Source organism: Arcticibacter tournemirensis (genome assembly GCF_006716645.1).
Lineage (GTDB): Bacteria > Bacteroidota > Bacteroidia > Sphingobacteriales > Sphingobacteriaceae > Arcticibacter > Arcticibacter tournemirensis.
Map to the genome: position 1 here is coordinate 4,614,862 of NZ_VFPL01000001.1, position 18,866 is coordinate 4,633,727.

Annotated in this window: 20 protein-coding genes and 1 tRNA gene; 9 read left to right on the top strand and 12 right to left on the bottom strand. The window is 42.3% G+C overall.

What is annotated here, in order from left to right; genetic code table 11:
* Window position 1 precedes the first annotated feature (1 nt).
* Complete coding sequence (glmM, locus tag BDE36_RS19180) at window positions 2–1,399, bottom strand: phosphoglucosamine mutase (protein WP_141816157.1); 1,398 nt, start codon at window positions 1,397–1,399, stop codon at window positions 2–4.
* 144 nt (window positions 1,400–1,543) lie between these two features.
* Between glmM and BDE36_RS19185 the strand changes: the two genes are divergently transcribed.
* From BDE36_RS19185 to BDE36_RS19195, 3 genes are read left to right on the top strand one after another with little or no spacing between them, the layout of a single operon-like run.
* Window positions 1,544–2,281, top strand: coding sequence for a class I SAM-dependent methyltransferase (locus BDE36_RS19185; RefSeq protein ID WP_141816158.1), 738 nt, complete (start codon window positions 1,544–1,546; stop codon window positions 2,279–2,281).
* The gene (locus BDE36_RS19190; protein WP_141816159.1) at window positions 2,274–2,855 is read left to right on the top strand and encodes a phosphatase PAP2 family protein; all 582 of its coding nucleotides are present in this window, start codon (window positions 2,274–2,276) and stop codon (window positions 2,853–2,855) included. Before BDE36_RS19185 ends, BDE36_RS19190 begins: the two co-directional genes overlap by 8 nt.
* Window positions 2,837–3,550, top strand: a complete 714-nt coding sequence (locus BDE36_RS19195) for a ZIP family metal transporter (RefSeq protein WP_141816160.1) — start codon at window positions 2,837–2,839, stop codon at window positions 3,548–3,550. The genes BDE36_RS19190 and BDE36_RS19195 overlap by 19 nt, the downstream gene beginning before the upstream one ends.
* A gap of 53 nt (window positions 3,551–3,603) precedes the next feature.
* Here BDE36_RS19195 and BDE36_RS19200 read toward each other — a convergent pair whose 3' ends face one another.
* The 8 genes from BDE36_RS19200 to BDE36_RS19235 form a co-directional block, all read right to left on the bottom strand.
* A complete protein-coding gene (locus BDE36_RS19200) occupies window positions 3,604–4,053 on the bottom strand; it encodes a MarR family winged helix-turn-helix transcriptional regulator (protein ID WP_128768380.1) in 450 nt (149 codons plus the stop codon).
* A gap of 77 nt (window positions 4,054–4,130) precedes the next feature.
* Window positions 4,131–5,072 carry an MBL fold metallo-hydrolase gene (locus tag BDE36_RS19205; RefSeq protein WP_141816161.1) on the bottom strand — a complete coding sequence of 314 codons (942 nt, stop codon included), beginning with the start codon at window positions 5,070–5,072 and terminating at the stop codon, window positions 4,131–4,133.
* Window positions 5,065–5,676: a dephospho-CoA kinase gene (gene coaE, locus BDE36_RS19210; RefSeq protein WP_128768382.1), complete on the bottom strand. Its 612-nt coding sequence runs from the start codon at window positions 5,674–5,676 to the stop codon at window positions 5,065–5,067. The genes BDE36_RS19205 and coaE overlap by 8 nt, the downstream gene beginning before the upstream one ends.
* Window position 5,677: 1 nt before the next feature.
* A complete protein-coding gene (locus BDE36_RS19215; RefSeq protein ID WP_128768383.1) occupies window positions 5,678–6,622 on the bottom strand; it encodes a CdaR family protein in 945 nt (314 codons plus the stop codon).
* 214 nt (window positions 6,623–6,836) lie between these two features.
* Window positions 6,837–7,121 carry a preprotein translocase subunit YajC gene (yajC, locus tag BDE36_RS19220; RefSeq protein WP_128768384.1) on the bottom strand — a complete coding sequence of 95 codons (285 nt, stop codon included), beginning with the start codon at window positions 7,119–7,121 and terminating at the stop codon, window positions 6,837–6,839.
* A 24-nt stretch (window positions 7,122–7,145) separates the two neighbouring features.
* Entirely contained in the window at window positions 7,146–7,595 is a 450-nt protein-coding gene (locus tag BDE36_RS19225) for a DUF1573 domain-containing protein (protein ID WP_141816162.1), read from the bottom strand.
* 4 nt (window positions 7,596–7,599) lie between these two features.
* Window positions 7,600–8,547 (bottom strand): transcription antitermination factor NusB, encoded by a 948-nt coding sequence (nusB, locus tag BDE36_RS19230; RefSeq protein WP_141816163.1) that lies wholly within the window; start codon window positions 8,545–8,547, stop codon window positions 7,600–7,602.
* A gap of 30 nt (window positions 8,548–8,577) precedes the next feature.
* The gene (locus tag BDE36_RS19235; RefSeq protein ID WP_128768387.1) at window positions 8,578–9,666 is read right to left on the bottom strand and encodes a Glu/Leu/Phe/Val family dehydrogenase; all 1,089 of its coding nucleotides are present in this window, start codon (window positions 9,664–9,666) and stop codon (window positions 8,578–8,580) included.
* 292 nt (window positions 9,667–9,958) lie between these two features.
* On the opposite strand from BDE36_RS19235, the gene BDE36_RS19240 reads away from it, so the two are divergent.
* From BDE36_RS19240 to BDE36_RS19260, 5 genes are all read left to right on the top strand, one after another.
* Window positions 9,959–11,749 carry an ABC transporter ATP-binding protein gene (locus BDE36_RS19240; RefSeq protein WP_128768388.1) on the top strand — a complete coding sequence of 597 codons (1,791 nt, stop codon included), beginning with the start codon at window positions 9,959–9,961 and terminating at the stop codon, window positions 11,747–11,749.
* An 84-nt stretch (window positions 11,750–11,833) separates the two neighbouring features.
* Window positions 11,834–12,163, top strand: coding sequence for a DUF3276 family protein (locus BDE36_RS19245; protein ID WP_128768389.1), 330 nt, complete (start codon window positions 11,834–11,836; stop codon window positions 12,161–12,163).
* 106 nt (window positions 12,164–12,269) lie between these two features.
* A complete protein-coding gene (speB, locus tag BDE36_RS19250; protein WP_161987717.1) occupies window positions 12,270–13,148 on the top strand; it encodes an agmatinase in 879 nt (292 codons plus the stop codon).
* A 65-nt stretch (window positions 13,149–13,213) separates the two neighbouring features.
* Window positions 13,214–14,314: a redox-regulated ATPase YchF gene (ychF, locus tag BDE36_RS19255; RefSeq protein ID WP_141816165.1), complete on the top strand. Its 1,101-nt coding sequence runs from the start codon at window positions 13,214–13,216 to the stop codon at window positions 14,312–14,314.
* 57 nt (window positions 14,315–14,371) lie between these two features.
* Window positions 14,372–14,443 (top strand) — tRNA-Arg (locus tag BDE36_RS19260).
* Window positions 14,444–14,499: 56 nt separating this feature from the next.
* Here BDE36_RS19260 and BDE36_RS19265 read toward each other — a convergent pair.
* Window positions 14,500–15,363 (bottom strand): helix-turn-helix domain-containing protein, encoded by an 864-nt coding sequence (locus BDE36_RS19265; RefSeq protein ID WP_141816166.1) that lies wholly within the window; start codon window positions 15,361–15,363, stop codon window positions 14,500–14,502.
* A 105-nt stretch (window positions 15,364–15,468) separates the two neighbouring features.
* On the opposite strand from BDE36_RS19265, the gene map reads away from it, so the two are divergent.
* The gene (gene map / locus BDE36_RS19270; RefSeq protein ID WP_141816167.1) at window positions 15,469–16,233 is read left to right on the top strand and encodes a type I methionyl aminopeptidase; all 765 of its coding nucleotides are present in this window, start codon (window positions 15,469–15,471) and stop codon (window positions 16,231–16,233) included.
* 57 nt (window positions 16,234–16,290) lie between these two features.
* On the opposite strand, the gene BDE36_RS19275 is transcribed toward map, so the two are convergent.
* Together BDE36_RS19275 and BDE36_RS19280 are read right to left on the bottom strand one after the other, a co-directional pair.
* Window positions 16,291–17,007, bottom strand: a complete 717-nt coding sequence (locus tag BDE36_RS19275) for a hypothetical protein (RefSeq protein ID WP_141816168.1) — start codon at window positions 17,005–17,007, stop codon at window positions 16,291–16,293.
* 273 nt (window positions 17,008–17,280) lie between these two features.
* Window positions 17,281–18,849: a flotillin family protein gene (locus BDE36_RS19280; RefSeq protein ID WP_141816169.1), complete on the bottom strand. Its 1,569-nt coding sequence runs from the start codon at window positions 18,847–18,849 to the stop codon at window positions 17,281–17,283.
* Between the last annotated feature and the right edge of the window lie 17 nt (window positions 18,850–18,866).

Below are 18,866 nucleotides of genomic sequence, written 5' to 3' on the forward strand. Positions count from 1 at the left end.
TTCAGTTTACCGTACCCTCTCCTAAAAACTCTTTGATATCTGAAATGATCTTGCCGGCCAGGTTATTTGCAACTGTTTCCGAATTTCCTTCCGAATATATGCGGATGATGGGCTCTGTGTTAGAACGCCGCAGATGTACCCACTCCTTGTCAAACTCAATCTTCAGTCCGTCTATCGTAGAATGAGGCTGATTTTGGTATTTAATGCGAACCTTCTCCAATAGACCATCTATGTCCATTCCCGGAGTTAAAGTGATCTTATTCTTTGATATAAAATACTCGGGATAGGAACTGCGAAGTGAGGATACCGTCATGCCCGATTGTGCAAGATGAGTGAGGAACAATGCTATTCCCACAAGTGCGTCGCGGCCATAATGTAATTCGGGATAAATAACCCCCCCGTTTCCTTCTCCTCCGATAACAGCATTTGTTTCTTTCATCTTCGTAACAACGTTCACTTCACCTACAGCTGATGCATTGTAAGAGACTCCTGCCCGTTCGCTGACATCGCGAAGAGCACGGGTGGATGAAAGGTTGGATACCGTATTTCCCTTATTGTGCTTTAAAATATAATCTGCCACTGCAACAAGGGTATATTCTTCACCAAACATATTACCATCTTCGCAAACAAAGCACAAACGATCAACATCGGGGTCAACGGCGATGCCCAGATCAGCTTTTTTACTGGTCACCTCCTGGGATAAGGCCACCAGATTTTCCGGCAAAGGCTCCGGATTATGAGGAAAATGCCCGTCGGGTGTACAATATAATTCATGAATCGTTTCTACACCCAATGCCCGAAGAAGGGCTGGCACAAAAATGCCGCCTGTAGAATTAACACAATCAATTGCTATTTTAAACTTTGCCTTCCTGATGGCTTCAACGTCAACCAGAGGCAAGGCCAGAATTTTATCTATGTGTTTTTGAAGATAGGATTGATCGGAGGTCACCGTCCCCAGCTCATTCACTTCCGAAAAAGAGATATCTGCCTGTTCGGCAAGTTCAAGAACTTCTTTTCCATCCTGATCACTAATAAACTCGCCCGAAGAATTAAGGAGTTTCAATGCATTCCACTGTCGCGGATTATGGCTTGCAGTGATGATAATCCCTCCGCCGGCGTTTTCTTCCGTAACGGCAATTTCCACCGTTGGAGTGGTAGAAAGACCCAGGTCAATAACATCTACGCCAATGCTCTGCAGCGTTCCTGTAACAAGGTTGCGAACCATTTCTCCCGAAATGCGTGCATCTCTTCCGATAACGATCTTATTTTTCCCACTCTTAAGGGTAATCCATTTTCCAAAGGCTGCGGTAAACTTGAGTATGTCTGCGGGAGTAAGAGCGTCTCCCGGTTTACCTCCTATAGTTCCTCTGATTCCTGATATTGATTTAATTAGTGTCACGATTTGTGCTTTAAGGTGCTCAAAAATAAAGAATAAAAGCGGTAAGAAAAAGAAGTCGGAAGGCTCAGGCAGAACACGCAATACCGGCCGCCGCCTTTCTGTCAAACTCTTTGCTTATATTTGCAACATTGTAATTTTTATTTTATGCCGGATAAATGGTATCAAAACTGGTTCAACTCTCCTTACTATCATATATTATACAATCAGCACAATAATGCGGAAGCAGAGTTCTTTATTGATAATCTCTGTTTATTGTTAAATCCGGGGAAAGGAACACGGATACTGGATATTGCCAGTGGAAGAGGAAGGCATTCTGTTTACCTTAATAAAAAGGGATTTGATGTCACGGGCATTGATCTTTCGCGGGCTAATATCGAATTCTCCAAACAGTTCGAAAATGAGCATCTGCACTTTTACATTCACGATATGAGGCAGTTGATGAATATCAATTACTTTGATATCGCGCTCAACCTCTTTACAAGTTTTGGTTATTTCGAAACCGAAAAAGACCATGTAAATGCGCTGCGCTCATTCAGGAAATCACTCAAGGCAGGCGGAACACTTGTGCTCGACTATTTTAACAGCAAGAAAATCCTTCATCAACTTAAAAAAGAAGAAACAAAAGTAATAGAGGGCATCGCTTTCAATATAACCAAGAAAGTGGAGAAGGGGAAAATCATTAAAAGCATTGATTTTGAAGCCAATAACCACAACTACCATTATCAGGAAGAGGTACAGGCTTTTTCCTTTTCCGACTTTGAAAGGCTCCTCACACTAAGCGGGTTTAAAATAGTGAACTTCTTCGGCGATTATGCGTTACGCCCATTTGATGAGGATAATTCGGACCGTTTAATTTTTATTTGCCAGAAAGCTGATGTTTGAGCAACTAATACAATTTGATCATCAGGCATTCCTGGGAGTGAACCAGGGAATGGCCAATCCTTTTTTCGATTGGATAATGCCTCTTTTGCGGAACAGGTATTTCTGGGCGCCGCTATATCTTTTTCTCATAATCTTCCTGGTGAAGAATTACAAACAGAACGGGTGGATTTGTATCGTTTTTTTACTGATCACGTTTGCTATCGCTGATTATTTCAGCGCTTCTGTCCTGAAACATTTGTTCGAACGCCTCCGTCCTTGTAATGAGCCGGGGTTTAAGGACGAGATTCGGCTTCTGGTAGCTTGCGGAAGCGGCTTTAGCTTCCCCTCATCGCATGCCACCAATCATTTTGGTATTGCCATGTTCCTGATCACGGTTTTCCATCAGCGGTGGAAGCCGATAGTCCCTCTCGGCCTTTTCTGGGCTTTCAGCATAGCCTTTGCCCAGGTTTATGTAGGCGTTCATTTTCCTTTGGATGTAACAACAGGAGCGCTTGTAGGCTGCCTGGTAGGTTACGTTACGGGCACTATATTCTTAACTTCATACATGCATAAAACATGGAATACTGGAAGCTGATTGTTCTTTTTGTCAGTTGTTTTGCCGGGGGCGTCAGCGTTTTCTTTTTCCAAAAGGACAATACAAAACGGCTTAAGCTTATTCTTTCTTTCAGTGGCGCCTATCTCTTCGGAATCACTGTTTTACATCTTATTCCCGACGTATATCATACCGAAAGCCACAGCATTGGACTGTACGTATTAGGCGGTTTCCTTTTTCAGGTTATCCTGGAGCAGTTTTCTGAAGGTATTGAACACGGTCACATTCATAAAGCGTCGCATGAACATTCTGTATTCCCCTATGGAATTATGGTTAGTTTATGCCTGCATGCTTTCCTGGAAGGGATGCCTCTCGCCGAAAGAAAAAGTAATGAACTTTTATTTGGTATAGCGCTTCACCATATACCTGCTGCGTTTGCTCTTTCAAGTGTATTACTTCAAAACCACTTGAGCCGACGAAGGATCATCAGTCTGGTAGTCCTGTTCTCTTTGATGTCGCCTCTCGGACTGATATTGAGCAGTGGCATCAGTAACGGGGTTATAGGTAATATAAACGCATACTTCGACCGTATAATGGCAGTAGTGATTGGTATTTTTCTGCATATCTCTACAACCATACTTTTTGAATCCAGCGTAGATCATCATTTTAACAAGCGGAAACTTATTGCAGTACTCGCCGGAACACTGATTGCTATGCTAAGCCTCGTGGGGCATTGATAAGGAAAGCGTATACAATTGTCAACTGTCATTGTCAATTTTCAATTGCCGAACTACCCTCTCAGCTTATCAAGCAAGAGGTTTAGCTGAGCGGCTTCTTCTTCTGTGATATTCTGTTTCAGAACATCCTCGGGAGTGATAACAGGATCAAGGTCTTTTAAAACATCCAGTCCTTTTTCCGTTATCAAAATATCCACAGCCCGGCGGTCCGTCTTATTAATGGTACGGGTGACGAGCTCTTTCTGTACCAATCGCTCGACAATACGCGAAGCATCCGACATTTTATCGAGCATCCGTTCTTTCAGAAGATTAATGGTAGCTGGTTTAGGATATTGCCCGCGCAGGATACGCAATATGTTATACTGTTGTAACGTGACTTCCTGTTTACTCAGGCGCTCTTTTACAAGTCCGGTTACCCAGCTGTATGAATAAATGATGTTCACTACTATCTTGTGATAGTCGTTCTTAAACTTAGTTTGATGGATCTCCTTCTCTAACTCCATGGGTCTTTAATGCTAATATCAGGTTTCTACTATTTTCTGCCCAAGGTTTCATAATTTCAAATATCCCCATAGATGTATTAACTTAAAATTTTAACGGGAAGAGTATCAGCAAAATGCGCTTTTAAATATTCTCCTCTGCCATGTAATGTCCAAACCTCTGCTGGTTCTGACCTTCCTATAAAGCCTAAAATATCTCGCCAGTCGGCATGGTCGGAGATGTACAACTCCATATCGTTCTGCGCCTGCAATCTTCTCCAGCCTGACGCGAATACCCTCAAAACACCTTTCGCCCTGTAATAACAGTCAAATGTAAGAGGAGGAACGATATAAACAAATCCCTGGCCGGGAGATTTCATTAATTTTCTGTTATAAGGCAGATAATTGCCCGGCGGATACCCATATTCATCATACACTTTGGTTACCGGGAGTATCGAATGATGCAGCAATACCGTTCTTTGCGGGCAGAAGCGGTTAATCAGATTAATGAGCCGCTGGCTTTTCCCAAGTGCATATGCTCCCAATAATACGTTATGATTGGATGAATTCAGTTTCTGTATCTCCGCGATTGTATCAGGATGAGCCACAGACGGATCGGCAAAAGTAGTTTCAGTAATGAGCACATCAGCCTTTACTATTTCCGCAGGTTCGCACGTAGGATCTTCCTGAAGCTTAAAATCGCCGGTATACAGGTACCTTACTCCCTCATACTCCATCAGAACCTGGGCCGATCCAAGGATATGTCCGGCAGGAACAAAGGTTATTCTCACTCCGTTAATTAAAAACGGCTCATGAAAGTTAAAGATCCTGAACGATCCCCCGGCATTTTTCTTTAATCGCAACCGCATGATCGAAGCAGTTGGAGCAGTGCAGAATATCGTGTCGTTGGAGGGGCATGCATGATCACCGTGGGCATGAGAAATTACCGCCTGCTTTACAGGCTTCTGCGGGTCGAGGTAAAAATCTCCTGCTTTACAATACAAGCCATACTCATCGAATACCAGAAAATCTTGTCTAATCATCGTTCGCTGTCTTTACACTACTGAGTTCAAGTAGCTTATGATGAAGATTGATTACCTGAGGAATTAATAACTCCCGCTCATCGTTTCGGATAATAAAATCAGCAAGCTCAATTTTCTTCTCATCGCTCAGTTGTTTATCCATCCGTTTCTTTACTTCTTCCTCAGAGACTTTGTCCCGGCTTATTACTCTCCTTATACGTATGTCAGGTGGTGACGTTACAAGAATAGTGAAATCGCAATCTTTATCAGATCCGCTTTCAAAAAGGATTGCGGCTTCTTTCAGCACATAAGGCGATTTTTGCTTCAGCGACCAGGAATCAAAATCTCTGAACACTGCAGGATGAACTAAGGAGTTTAACTTCTCCAGCAGCCCTGCATTATTAAAAACTACTCGCGCCAGCTCTTTCCGATTAAGACGACCGTCTTCCAAATAAACGGATTCGCCAAAAGCCTCCTTAATGCTATTAACAAGCACTAAATCGGTGTTCATCAGAAGCTTTGCCCGGTCGTCTGCATAAAATACCGGAATACCCTGTAGCTCAAAAAGGTGGCATACAGTTGTTTTTCCGCTCCCAATACCGCCTGTTATTCCCACTTTAAGCATATTACTTTCGGATAAAGAAATCGACCACCTGCGGCTCGGTTTTTACTAGAGTGCAAAACTTAGGAATCTTACTTAAAACTACCGGCAGCTGAGTATATCCTTTTTCTGACCATCCGGCCAGATCAACTGTCGCTACAAGGGAGTCGCGGTCTAATAAGGGATAGTTGCTTAACGCAGCGAGGATAGTAATTTTCACCTTCTCCGGCAATAATTTTACATCTCTCCCCTTGCCATTAAGCACTTTCAACGGTACCTCAATAATCTTCTCTGTAAACCGGTCGATAGGGATCTCTGCTTTTACAGACTGTGGGTAGATATCGATATTATTTGCTTTTGCAGGAGCGAATCCAACCTTTACAGAAAGATCAGTGCTGACGTTCTGGAGATTTAAAATTGTCGTAGGCCAATAGGTAATCTTTCTTAGATCCTCTGCAGCGCCATTTACTGTAACATACGAAGGATTGAGTTTCGGCGGGCCTGAAATGCCGTAGTTTTTTTTGAACGTTAGATTATATTCTAATTTAACAGGAACCTTCTTTACCGTCCTCTTCGAAAAGTCGAAGAACAGCGTATCAGGAGATACAGATATCACTCTTTGACTTGATTCGAACTGGCTATTCAAATCATTCAACTGACCTGAAAAAACAATATAATTCCTGGAGTTGAGACTTCGCAAGCTTACGTTTACAGATTGCGGGTTGAGACGAAGTCTGGAAAAAAGAAGCTGCCAGCCTGTGCCTTCGATCTCAAGGGATACACTATCATCCTGCAAAGGATGAAATGCCTTACTTTCCGGAGGATCTGTATAATTTATTTTGGTATCGACCGTATACTTATACCTTCCCGAGAGCGCTATCACCAACCATATCAGGACAGCCGTAATTAAACAGCTTAAGAAAACTGTCATTCTGCGTCTCTCAATACGGTTAAGCGTAATCAGGGCCATACCAATATGATTTTGTATAAGATGCCAGTATCAGGATACTAGTATCAGGATATTAGTATCAAGTATCGGGATATTAGTATCAAGTATCAGGATAGGATGCCGTTGCAATAAACTCGTTTTCAAGGCCATCTTGAAATACCAGTATTTTAATGCAAGTCTTGCTACTAGTATCTTGATACCTGATACTAACCTGAACTACCCCCCGGTGCTAAAACTAAGCTTTCGTAGCATTCAGCGCTTTTGATGCTTCAAGCGAAATAGCTGATTTATCAAAACGTATCTTCGTTCCGCTTTCTACTTCAATTAAGAAAGTTGTATCCGTAATATCTACAATCTTGCCGTGAATACCTGCAGTGGTAATGACCTTATCGCCACGTTTCAATTCGTCAATATACTTTTTCTGGTCTTTTGCTTTCTTCATCTGAGGACGGATCATAAAGAAGTAAAATACTACTATGATTAGTCCAAACATTATCATTTGCTGCATTCCTGGATTCATATAATTAATTTTTAGTGATTAAAACTATTTAGTAGCGCTCTGAACTTCACCAACGAGAAAGATCTCTGTGGTAGAAGGTGAGGCATTTGTTGTAAGCGTTACAGCTTTATGTTGCTGCCCGTTTTTACCAGAACTGTTAAATACAACCTTTATAACGCCACTCTCTCCCGGAGCAATGGGCTGATGGGGATAGTCGGGTACGGTACAACCGCAACTTGTGGACGCATTGGAGATAATCAGCGGGCTTTTACCGGTATTGGTGAATTTAAAGTCATAAGAAACCTTTTCGCCTTCTTTAATCTTACCAAAGTCGTAGGTATCCTCTTCGAAATTAATAACAGGCAATCTCGATGCGTCGGCAGAACTCCCCGCGGTTTCGGTCTGAGGAGCACTCCCATTAGTGGTACCTTTATTTTTACACGATGTAATACTAACTGCTATCCCCGCTAGTATTGCGATAAAAACAATTTTCATATTATTATTCAATTAAACCTCTTCCAGTTTTACGAATTTTACCGGCCTGTTTAAGGTCATCTAAAATTTTGTCTAAAATACCATTAATAAACAAATTACTTTTAGGAGTACTGAATTCTTTTGCTATTTCAATATACTCATTCATAGTAACCTTTACAGGTATCGACGGGAAATGTACTAATTCTGTAATTGCCATTTTCATAAGCAACACATCAATAATAGCTATACGTTCGGCATCCCAGTTCCTGGTTTTATCCGAAATATACTGCTGGTATTCTTCATCAAAAGAGATGGTACGCCCCAAAAGATCAAGGATAAATTCGCGGTCTTCGTGCCATGCAGGACTTATCTGGGCAAGTTTATTCTCGGCTGCGTTCTCACTCTGAAAATTGCTGAATGTTTTGGCGAGCATCGCTTCCAGCACTTCCTTATCTACAGGCCAGTTAATGAATTTTTCTTCAAACACCTGTTCAACCGAAGGAGTAACCTTAATGATCTTTTTATAGATATATTTAATTATTTCTTTCTCCGAACGCAGAGAAGAATCGGAGTTATTAAGATAAGCTTGATATTGTTCGGATTCCTTTAAGATATTAAATATCGTTTTAACAACTTCGGGGTCAAAGCTCCACGACACTTTATATTTCTTTAGAAGACTTTGATAGTCGTTATGCTCTTTTAAAAGGTTAATGAACTTATTTGAATGCAATTTGACATTTGCATTCAGGTCATTTTCGGTAGGCAGGTATTTGTTGGCCCGTTCATCGGCGTCAATCATTGCGTAATCCGACACTTCAGCCAGTAAAGCAAGGAGCCAGATATACATTTCATAAACTTCATCAACGCTTTCGAGAAGCCTTTTCTCCAATACCTTTACTACTTTGTTTTCTGATAAATGGTAGGCATACAATGCCTGCAACACTTTTACCCTCAGATGCCTTCTGTTTAACATGTTATAAGAACGATTTGTATAAAAAAATTATTAATGTGATGCTTTAATCTTACGTATATCAGCGATGCGCTTTTCGGCAATAATATCTGCCGCTTTATTTGCAGGTATATTTTCTTCTTTGGATTTCTTCAGTACTTTTCTGGTAGCCGAATAGATATTTTCAGCTAGCTGCATGGTTCTCTTGCGGCTGTAACCTGATAATTCCGAATAGCAATTGATCATCCCTCCCGCATTGATAAGATAATCAGGTGCGTAAAGAATGCCACTATCCAGAAGCATCTTCCCGTGAAGCTCTTCATCAGCAAGCTGATTATTAGCCGACCCGGCGATAATAGAGCACTTCATCCGGGGGATAGTTTCTGAATTTATGGTTCCACCAAGAGCACATGGTGAATAAACATCAAACTCAAGGTCGAGTATATTATTATTCGAAACGGCCTCTGCCCCATATTTCCTCGCTACCTGTACCAGGCGGTCTTCGTTAATATCACTGACGTAAACCTTCGCATTTTCTTCTCTTAAGAGATATACGAGGTTCTCGCCTACCTGTCCGATGCCCTGTACTGCCACCGAACGACCTGCAAGACTATCGTTGCCATATTGCTCTTTAATGCAGGCCTTGATGCCCATGAGTACGCCTTTGGCTGCAATAGGTGAAGGATCGCCACTACCTCCCATTGATTCGGGTACCCCGGTAACATACTTTGTTTCCATGCGGATATACTCCATATCGCGCGGATTAGTACCCAGATCTTCGGCCGTGATGAATGAACCATTAAGGTTCCTGATAAACTGGCCAAACCGGCGCATCAAAGCTTCAGACTTGTCTGTCCTGTTATCTCCGATGATAACAGCGCTCCCGCCTCCCAGATTAAGCCCGCTAATGGCGGCTTTATAGGTCATTGTTCTCGACAAACGCAAAACATCCTGAAGCGCATCCGCCTCGGTTTTATATGCCCACATCCTTGTGCCGCCTAAAGCCGGCCCTAATGTGATATCGTGAATAGCAATAATGGCTTGCAGTCCGGTATCTTCATCACTGCAAAAAACCACGTTTCGATGAGAACACTTACTTAACTGATTGAATACGGAATTTTCTTCAAAAGACTTTAAAGACATACTTAGCGGACGGAATTTGATTGCAAAAATACTATTTTTTTAACAAATGCGGGCCCGCATCAGGTATTTTCAGGGGAAATCTCTTCAAAAGAGCCCAGCCACCTGCATTTCCTGGTCTTGCAGTCTATCCCTCGCAGGCCCGGGGTTTTATCCAGTCCACCAGGTTAGGTAAGGAATGAGAAAAGACATAGATTATTCGGTACACGTCATCGTCAGCGGGGGATCAAAAAGTCGCCGTCCGAAGGCAGTTTAACTAATTCTTTTCTAAAATCCTTACTTTTGCCCCACTGGAATGAAAGATCTTGCATATCTGAATAAATTCTTCTACAAATACCGGTGGCGACTTGTGCCTGGGATTATTTTCGTGATCATTTCGAATATTTTCGGCGTTTTACCAGCCCAGGTAGTTCGTATTGCTTTTGATCTCGTTACAGAAAACATCAGCATATACCGTCTCTTCAACGGCTTTAACAGGCAGGAGCTTATCTATCAGATCTTCGGCTACAGCCTGTTGCTGTTCGGCGCAACCGTTTTGTTACTGGCTTTGCTGCGCGGGATCTTCCTGTTCTTTATGCGTCAAACCATCATCCTGATGTCGAGGCACATAGAGTACGATCTCAAAAACGAAATATATCAGCATTACCAGGACCTGTCGATGAGCTTTTATCGCAGGAATAATACCGGCGACCTGATGAACCGCGCAACTGAAGATGTAAGCCGTGTAAGAATGTACGTCGGTCCGGCTATTATGTATGCCATCAATACCGTAGTTCTTTTTATCCTGGTTATTGTTTTTATGGTGAATGTCAACCTGAAACTTGCCCTTTACAGCATCTTGCCTTTACCAATACTTGCGTTGACAATTTATAAAGTTCACAACACAATCAACCTGCGGAGTGAACGCATACAGCAACAGCTCTCGAAATTATCGGGATTCGTACAGGAAACATTTTCGGGAGTCAGAGTAATTAAAGCCTATGGACGCGAGGACGAAATACGAAACAAATTCGCGGGCGAAAGTGAAGAATATAAAAAAACATCACTTGACCTGGTGCAGGTACAAGCGCTTTTTTATCCCTCAATGCTTCTTCTTATCGGACTGAGTACTATTATTACGATCTATATCGGCGGCATTGAAGTAATGAACGGCACAATCACTTCTGGTAATATCGCCGAGTTTATCGTATATGTTAACCAGCTAATGTTTCCGGTGATGTCGCTTGGATGGGTCACTTCCCTTGTTCAGAGAGCAGCTGCTTCCCAAAAAAGGATTAACGAATTTCTGAACACTTCTCCAGAGATCGTATCGGCTGAATCTTCAAAGTTGGATGTGAAAGGCCATATTAAGTTCGAAAACGTCAGTTTCGTATACCCCGATACGGGAATAAAAGCGCTCGACGATATTTCTTTTGAAGTTAAACCAGGAGAATTTCTGGCTATCATCGGAAGAACAGGGTCAGGGAAGTCGACTATTGCCAATCTTTTGCTCAGGATGTATGATGTTACATCCGGCAACATATTCGTAGACGGCAAACCGATAAAGCGACTTGATATCCGGCAATACAGAAGCCAGATAGGCTTTGTTCCTCAGGAGGTGTTTCTGTTTTCTGATACTATTTCAAATAATATTGCCTTCGGCCGCAATAAAACCGATAAAGAGGAAGTAGAACAGGCAGCAAAGGAAGCAGCGGTTTATGATAACATCATCCAGTTTGAACACGGATTTGATACGCTCGTAGGAGAACGGGGAATCACCCTTTCGGGCGGACAAAAACAACGTATCTCCATCGCACGCGCACTGATAAAAAAACCACAAATTCTGATCCTCGACGATTGTCTTTCGGCGGTAGATACAAAAACTGAAGAAGAGATTTTATCGCGACTCGGAAAAAATATGAGTGAAAAAACCAGCATAATCATCGCTCATCGTGTTTCCACTATAAAAAATGCCGACAAAATACTTGTTTTGGAGGACGGCAAGATCGCAGAACAGGGAAGTCACCAGCAACTAATGGCCAAAAGGGGCGTTTATCTAAATCTTTATGAAAAACAACTACTTGAAGAACAGGAACCTCTAGGTTAAATTAGTGTTGCAACGCTAAAAAATGTATTTTGAAGATTAAAAATTATTCCATTATATTTACCGCAACCAAACTTTAACTATAACATGGGAGATTTTGAAAACAAAGAGAGAGAAGAGGTTTTTTCAAAAAAAGTAAGAGCCGGAAAGCGTACCTATTTTTTCGATGTAAAGGCAACACGTTCAAATGACTATTACATCACGGTAACAGAGAGCAAGAAACGTTTAGAGGACGGCGTTTTCGTGAAGCATAAGATTTTCTTGTACAAGGAGGATTTTGAAAAATTTTCTGAGGGGCTGAAGGAAACTGTGGAATACATCAAAGCGAATCAGGATGTTGTAGAGAAGAGATATGAGTTTACGGAAGGTCATGCAGAGCCGGCAAAGGCTGGAGATGATTTTTCCTTCGAAATATAGCCGTACACTTAACGGACAATAACCATTCTGGCATACCGGGATGGTTTTCTTTTTTATAGGGCAGCCGCAATTACATATTTCTTATCTTTGCCCTTTTATTTTTCTCATGAAGGCGCTAGATCGTAATAACTTTTTAGGATTGACAGACAAGTCTCACTGCGATTATGCTAATTGCAGCGTTATTATTCAACAGTTTCCTTATGAATACACGTCATCCTACCTTCCCGGCTCGTCGAAGGGTCCGGCGGCAATAGTTAAAGCGTCGGAGTTTGTTGAAACGTACGATGAAGAAATAGACGCCGACATTGCAGAAAAAATAGGAATAGGCACTTTAGTTCCTGCAAGCTTTAACGACAAGGTTAATGAAGATGCAGTGAATTTTATTGCAGATGAGACGTCGGAGCTTCTTAGTGACAATAAGTTTGTGGTTTCGATTGGAGCAGAACATACTGTCACCTTCGGGATTGTTAAAGCTTTTGCGAAAAAGTACCGCAATCTTACTGTTCTACAGATCGACGCGCATTCTGATCTCAGATTCAGCTATCATGATAATATCTATTCACATGCTTCTGTTATGGCTCGCATCCATGAAATGGGGTTGACCATTTGCCAGGCTGGTATCAGAGCACAGTCACGTGAAGAAGCTGACCTGATTAAGAAAGCAGACAATATACATACGTTTTATGCTCACCAGATAAGGCAAAATCCCTTGTGGATGGAAGAATTAATAGCACCTATGAGCAATGACGTTTATATCACAATTGACGCAGATGGCTTCGACCCTTCGGTCATACCAGCCGTTGGCACAGCAGAGCCAAACGGACTTTTTTGGGGTGAAACGCTAGAACTGCTTAAGATGGTTTGCAAGGAAAGAAACGTAGTAGGCTTCGATGTAGTAGAATGCGCCCCTGTTGAAGGAAGCATATTATCGGAATACACGCTGGCGAAACTGATATATAAACTTATCGGATACCGCTTCAGCTAAAAAAAATCAAGAGAAGAATCAAGAATCAAGGCTAATATCTCATAACTAATATCTCATAACTATAAATGGCTTTACAATGCGGAATCGTTGGTTTACCCAACGTTGGAAAATCAACTCTCTTTAATTGTTTATCAAATGCGAAGGCTCAGGCAGCGAACTTCCCGTTCTGTACCATAGAACCCAACATCGGGGTAATAACGGTTCCGGATGATCGTCTGACTAAATTAGCGGAACTTGTTAACCCCAACAGGATAGTTCCAAACACGATAGAGATTGTTGACATAGCCGGGCTGGTGAAAGGTGCAAGCAAGGGCGAAGGGCTGGGAAACCAGTTTTTGGGCAATATCCGGGCTACTAATGCGATTATCCATGTATTGCGCTGCTTTGATGACGGCAATGTAGTTCATGTTGACGGCTCCGTAGATCCGATACGAGATAAGGAGATTATCGACACTGAGTTACAGCTAAAAGACCTGGAAACTGTTTCTAAAAAGATCCAGAAGGTGGAAAAAATGGCTAAAACCGGCGGTGATAAGGACGCAAAAAAAGCATATGAGGTTTGCACGATTATAAAGAACCATCTTGAATCAGGTAAATCGGTACGCACAGCGCCTATTTCTGAAGAAGATAAAGAACATATCGCCGATCTGTTCCTGCTCACATCAAAACCGGTGATGTATGTCTGTAATGTAGACGAAGGATCGGTTACCAATGGTAATGCATATGTAGAGCAGGTGAAAGAGGCCGTGAAAGAAGAAAATGCTGAAGTGCTGGTTATTTCGGCAAAGATAGAGTCCGAGATTGCCGAACTTGAAAGCTACGAAGAGCGGGAGATGTTCCTGAATGACCTAGGCTTGGAAGAGTCGGGTGTGAGCCGGCTTATACGAGCTGCCTACAAACTACTTAACCTGGCTACTTACTTTACGGCCGGAGTTCAGGAAGTAAGAGCATGGACGATTACACAGGGCTTTACTGCACCGCAAGCGGCAGGGGTCATCCATAGCGATTTCGAGAAAGGCTTTATCAGGGCCGAGGTTATCAAATACGAGGACTTCATTAAACTTGGATCTGAAGCAGCCTGTAAAGAGGCTGGCAAGTTAAGCGTGGAGGGTAAAACGTATGTTGTTGAAGACGGCGACATCATGCACTTCAGATTTAATGTTTAAGTCGCTTGCCGCGTAAAGGCGGATTATATATATTTGCGGCATCATTCGTTGATGCACGCTTCCGTAGTTCAATGGATAGAATGTCAGATTCCGGTTCTGATGATGGGGGTTCGAATCCCTTCGGGAGCACTGAATGCGATTAATCGACAGGTTAATCGCATTTTTTGTTTATAAAAGATAGACAATTACTTCGCGTAGTTCTCCTTATCTGTTTTAGCTCCTTTTGATCTGCTGAAATAGGTTTTGGGCGGTACCCCGGAGAATCGCCGGAAGTCCTTTATAAAATGGTTGTCGTCATAATAACCATTATCTATGGCGATTTCTAAAAGCTCTTTAGAGGTTAAAGAATCCAAATCAATGTAAGCATTCAGAAAACGTCTTATCAAGAGGTAGTTTTGCGGCGAGATACCTAAGTGCTTTTTAAAGTTCCTTTCCAGCCATTTATAGTTCAGGCGAACCGCATAGCCGTCCATAACATCCCTAACCGTAAGGTTACCACGTCTATCGATATATTTCTGTATGTCGAGAAGGACTTTCGGGTATGAATAGGTATTCACCTTCTCCGAAAGAAACCTCACAGTTATCTTCATTCGCTCTTCCAGGGAAGAACCATGATAATAAGCTTCTTCGAACTGTTCAAACCCATATCCGGCTATTTCCGAAAAATCGAAGACCTGTTTTTGGTGGAAATAATCTTCATTAATGCCAAATAACTTGAAGAAAGTTACTGCGTAAAAGCGAATAACGAAGCAATCCTGGAAATCAAGTCCGGATTCGCAATAAGTGTTCCTCAGCACACCACCGCAAACCCATGCATTGCCAACACTTTTCATATGCCCATCGATACTCACGCTCACGTTCTCGTTCCTGTTTTGCATAAGAGCTATCACAGGGTAGCCGTCGTTAAAGAACAGCTCTCTCTCTACTCTATATCCTGCCTTAAATACATAAAAGCCTTCCACAATCTCCTTTAAATGCTCAAGAGGAGCGATCCTGAGGATATGATCGTCATTGTGAACAGCCAGATGTTTAAAAAAGTTAATAGGCATCTATGCAAAGATATTCAATTTCGGGGCTAGAAAATGTTTAAATGTCTAAGTTATACTATCAACGGACGTTCCTTTTCGCCTAATTTCGGGCAACATATAAGATTTATGATCATAGAAAATGAAACAGACCTGGCAGGAATGAAAGAGGTAAGTGATGCCGTGGCATTAACATTAAGGGATATGCGCGCATATGCCTGCCCGGGAATGAGCACCAGGGATTTGGATAATTATGGCGGCGGCTTACTGAAGAAATTTGGTGCAAAGTCTGCTCCCTACTTAACCTACAAATTTCCCGGCAATACCTGCATCAGCATCAATAATGAGGTGTGTCATGGCATCCCTTCTGACAAGAGGATTATCCAGGAAGGAGACTTGCTCAATATCGACGTTTCAGCTGAACTGGCAGGCTTTTGGTCAGACAATGGTGGTTCATTTATTGTTGGCCAGGATATCCATGGTAAGGCTCACCTAATCGACACTTCCAGGGAAATACTGAAAAAAGCGATCACCATGATAAAAGGAGGCGTTAAAATAAATGAAGTCGGCGGGCTGATCGAAAATGAAGCTAAAAAAAGGGGATATAAAGTTATTAAGAACCTGGGAGGACACGGAATAGGAAGAGCTCTGCATGAACGACCTGATGCGATATTGAACTACCGTGATCGATTAGATCAAAGAAGGTTCCGTAAGAATACCGTTGTGGCTATCGAGACATTTATAGCAACTGATTCTTCTTTGGCTATAGAACTCTCCGATGATTTCACCTTAGTTGGCGATAAAGGCGGCTTTAGCGTCCAGCACGAGCATACTATAGTTGTTACAGACGGATTTCCGATTATTCTGACCGAACAAAACGGAATCTGGGAATGAGATGTATTGATTGACATAGCATCTCCGAAAACCGGCTGCAACGGAAATATCCATCTCTTATCCAGGTATCCGGGTTACAATTGTATAAACCTCCTGGGGAGTTTCATGTAGCGAGAGCTTAAAATCCTGAATTCGATAAGTAGTAATCTTGTCATTACCAACGGTTTCTTCGGAAATTAGTGTAACACCATCTACCGAAGCAATCTCTGCTCGTGTTGTGGCTGGATTATAATCTGTATCTACAATTTTTTCTCCATGCGAGATTTTTATATTCTGTAATACCCCGTTGGCAAATTCAAGAACATAATTTCCACTCAGACCATTAATAAACGGTTTTTGCTGGACCATAAGCGCGGGTCGGCTGGTAAGGAAATAAAGTCCAAAACCTGTATAGGGCTCTGCATAACGGAAAGTATTAACCTGAACATGCCCTTCATTACTTCTATCGACTCTAAACAAGATGGTGGAGAGGTAATCCTTTTGAAGACTATTCCAAACGCCGGCTAAGGTAAAATCATTTACAAATCTTAAAGCCAACTGCTGTTCAACCACTTCCTGACCGTTATCGATAACCACCTTTAGCGGGAAATCTCCCGCCTGGCCGACAGGCTGAAATCTGAATACCATCGTCGTTCCTTCTAATTCGGCGGACGTCTCACTTTGTAATGCCCCGGTCTGTCCGTTTAATGTAAGCGAGACTTTATCGTGATCAGTGTAATCTTTAAAATATCTCACAGCAACATCAAAGGCCACACCTTTTCGTTGAATAATCATTTCAGGCGCAATTAATATCCTTTCTATATTCTTTTTCGGTACAGGATTCTCGGTTTTCCCGCACGAAACAGTGATTAAAATATAAGCTATAAGTAAAGGTGTAAAATATCTGACCATATCCCTGATGCCTAAAGGCCTTTAAATTTTCAAAAAACAACGCAAATAAACGGAATTAGATTTTGGAGGTAGAAAGCCAAAAATAATAAAAATATAGAATTCATGGTAGACTGAAATCAGGAGTTGTACCGCTATGATACAACTCCTGGCTCTGCACTAATCTTTTTTATCTTCGGGAAGCACTTCTGACCCGGCCTCCTGAGCGGGCTTTCCTTCGCCTTTCAGATAATGAGGAAGTTCCATACCAGCCATATTAAACAAGTCGTTCAACGGAGGTACGGATTGCATCATGCCTGATATAAAGTTAGAAGTAGAGGTTTTTCCAGTACCATTGTTATTACCGTCCCAAACAGTTATTTTATCGATCTTGATATTCTTCACTGCTTCCACCTGGGTTTTTACTAATTCAGGAAGCTTATCGGCAATAAGGAAGGTAATAGCTTGCTTGGGATCTCCTCCGGCAGCCTTCACGATTTGCTCGTACCCCTCAGCCTGCTTTGTTAAAATCTCATAGATACCTTTTGCTTCTGCTTCCATTTTTGCAAAGATGGCATCGGCCTGTCCTTTAGCTTCTCTCCTCACCTTTTCAGCCTCCGCTTCAGCATCAATGATCATCTTTTCTTTATCAATTTCGGCGGGAACTACAATATTTGCTTTCTGAGACGCTCTTTCGCGTTCAGCCCTCGCCATTTCTGCAAGCTTTTCTGCGTTATAGGCTTCCTCCAGCGCTTTAGCTTCCTGAACTTTTTCGGCAGCGATAGCGATTCTGTTTGCTTCTGCTTCTTTTTCCCTCCTCAATGCGTCCGAACTAGCTATGGCAATTTTTGCAGAGTTTTCACCCTCTACGGCGCTTGCGTTATTGGATGCAATTTTAATACGGGTATCACGACCAGTTTCTGCTATGCGTATATCCCTGTCGCGTTCTGCCTCGGCCTTCCCTATCGCTTCATCCCTTTTTGCAGCAGCTATTAACACTTCACGGTCCTTTACTGCATTGGCGATCTGTGAATCGCGGTCGCGCTGTGTCTCCGATATTTTGATATCCTTATCGCGGTCCGCTTCGGCTTTACCGATTTCACCGTAACGTTCCTGTTCTGCAACACTCTTCTTCGCTTCATTAATTGCTTTAGCGGCTGCTTCTTTTCCTAAGGCTTCAATATAACCCGATTCATCACGAATATCAGTTACGTTCACGTTGATAAGTTTCAATCCGATCTTTCGGATCTCTGCATCTACGTTGTTAGTTACATTCGCTAAGAACTTGTCGCGGTCGTTATTAATCTCTTCGATATCCATCGTAGCGATCACAAGTCGCAGCTGTCCGAACAGTAAATCTTTAGAAAGCTCCTGGATCTGCTCCATTGTAAGGCCGAGAAGTCTTTCGGCAGCATTGCTCATAACCTCAGGCTCTGTTGATATACCGACAGTGAAGCGGCAGGGAACATCTACCCGGATATTCTGTTTTGAAAGTGCATTGGTGAGGTTCGCTTCGATTGAAATGGGCTTTAATTCGAGAAAGGCATAATCCTGAAAGACTGGCCAGATAAAAGCGGCTCCTCCGTGGACACACCGCGCAGTGGAAATTCCTCCTTCTTTGTTCTTTCCGGTACGTCCATAGACAACAAGAATGCGATCGGAAGGGCATCTTTTGTATCGCGACAAAATAGCTGCAAACGTAACAAAGATTACGACAGCGAAAACAACAACAATAATAAGTGGATTCATAATTGTGGATTAGGTAT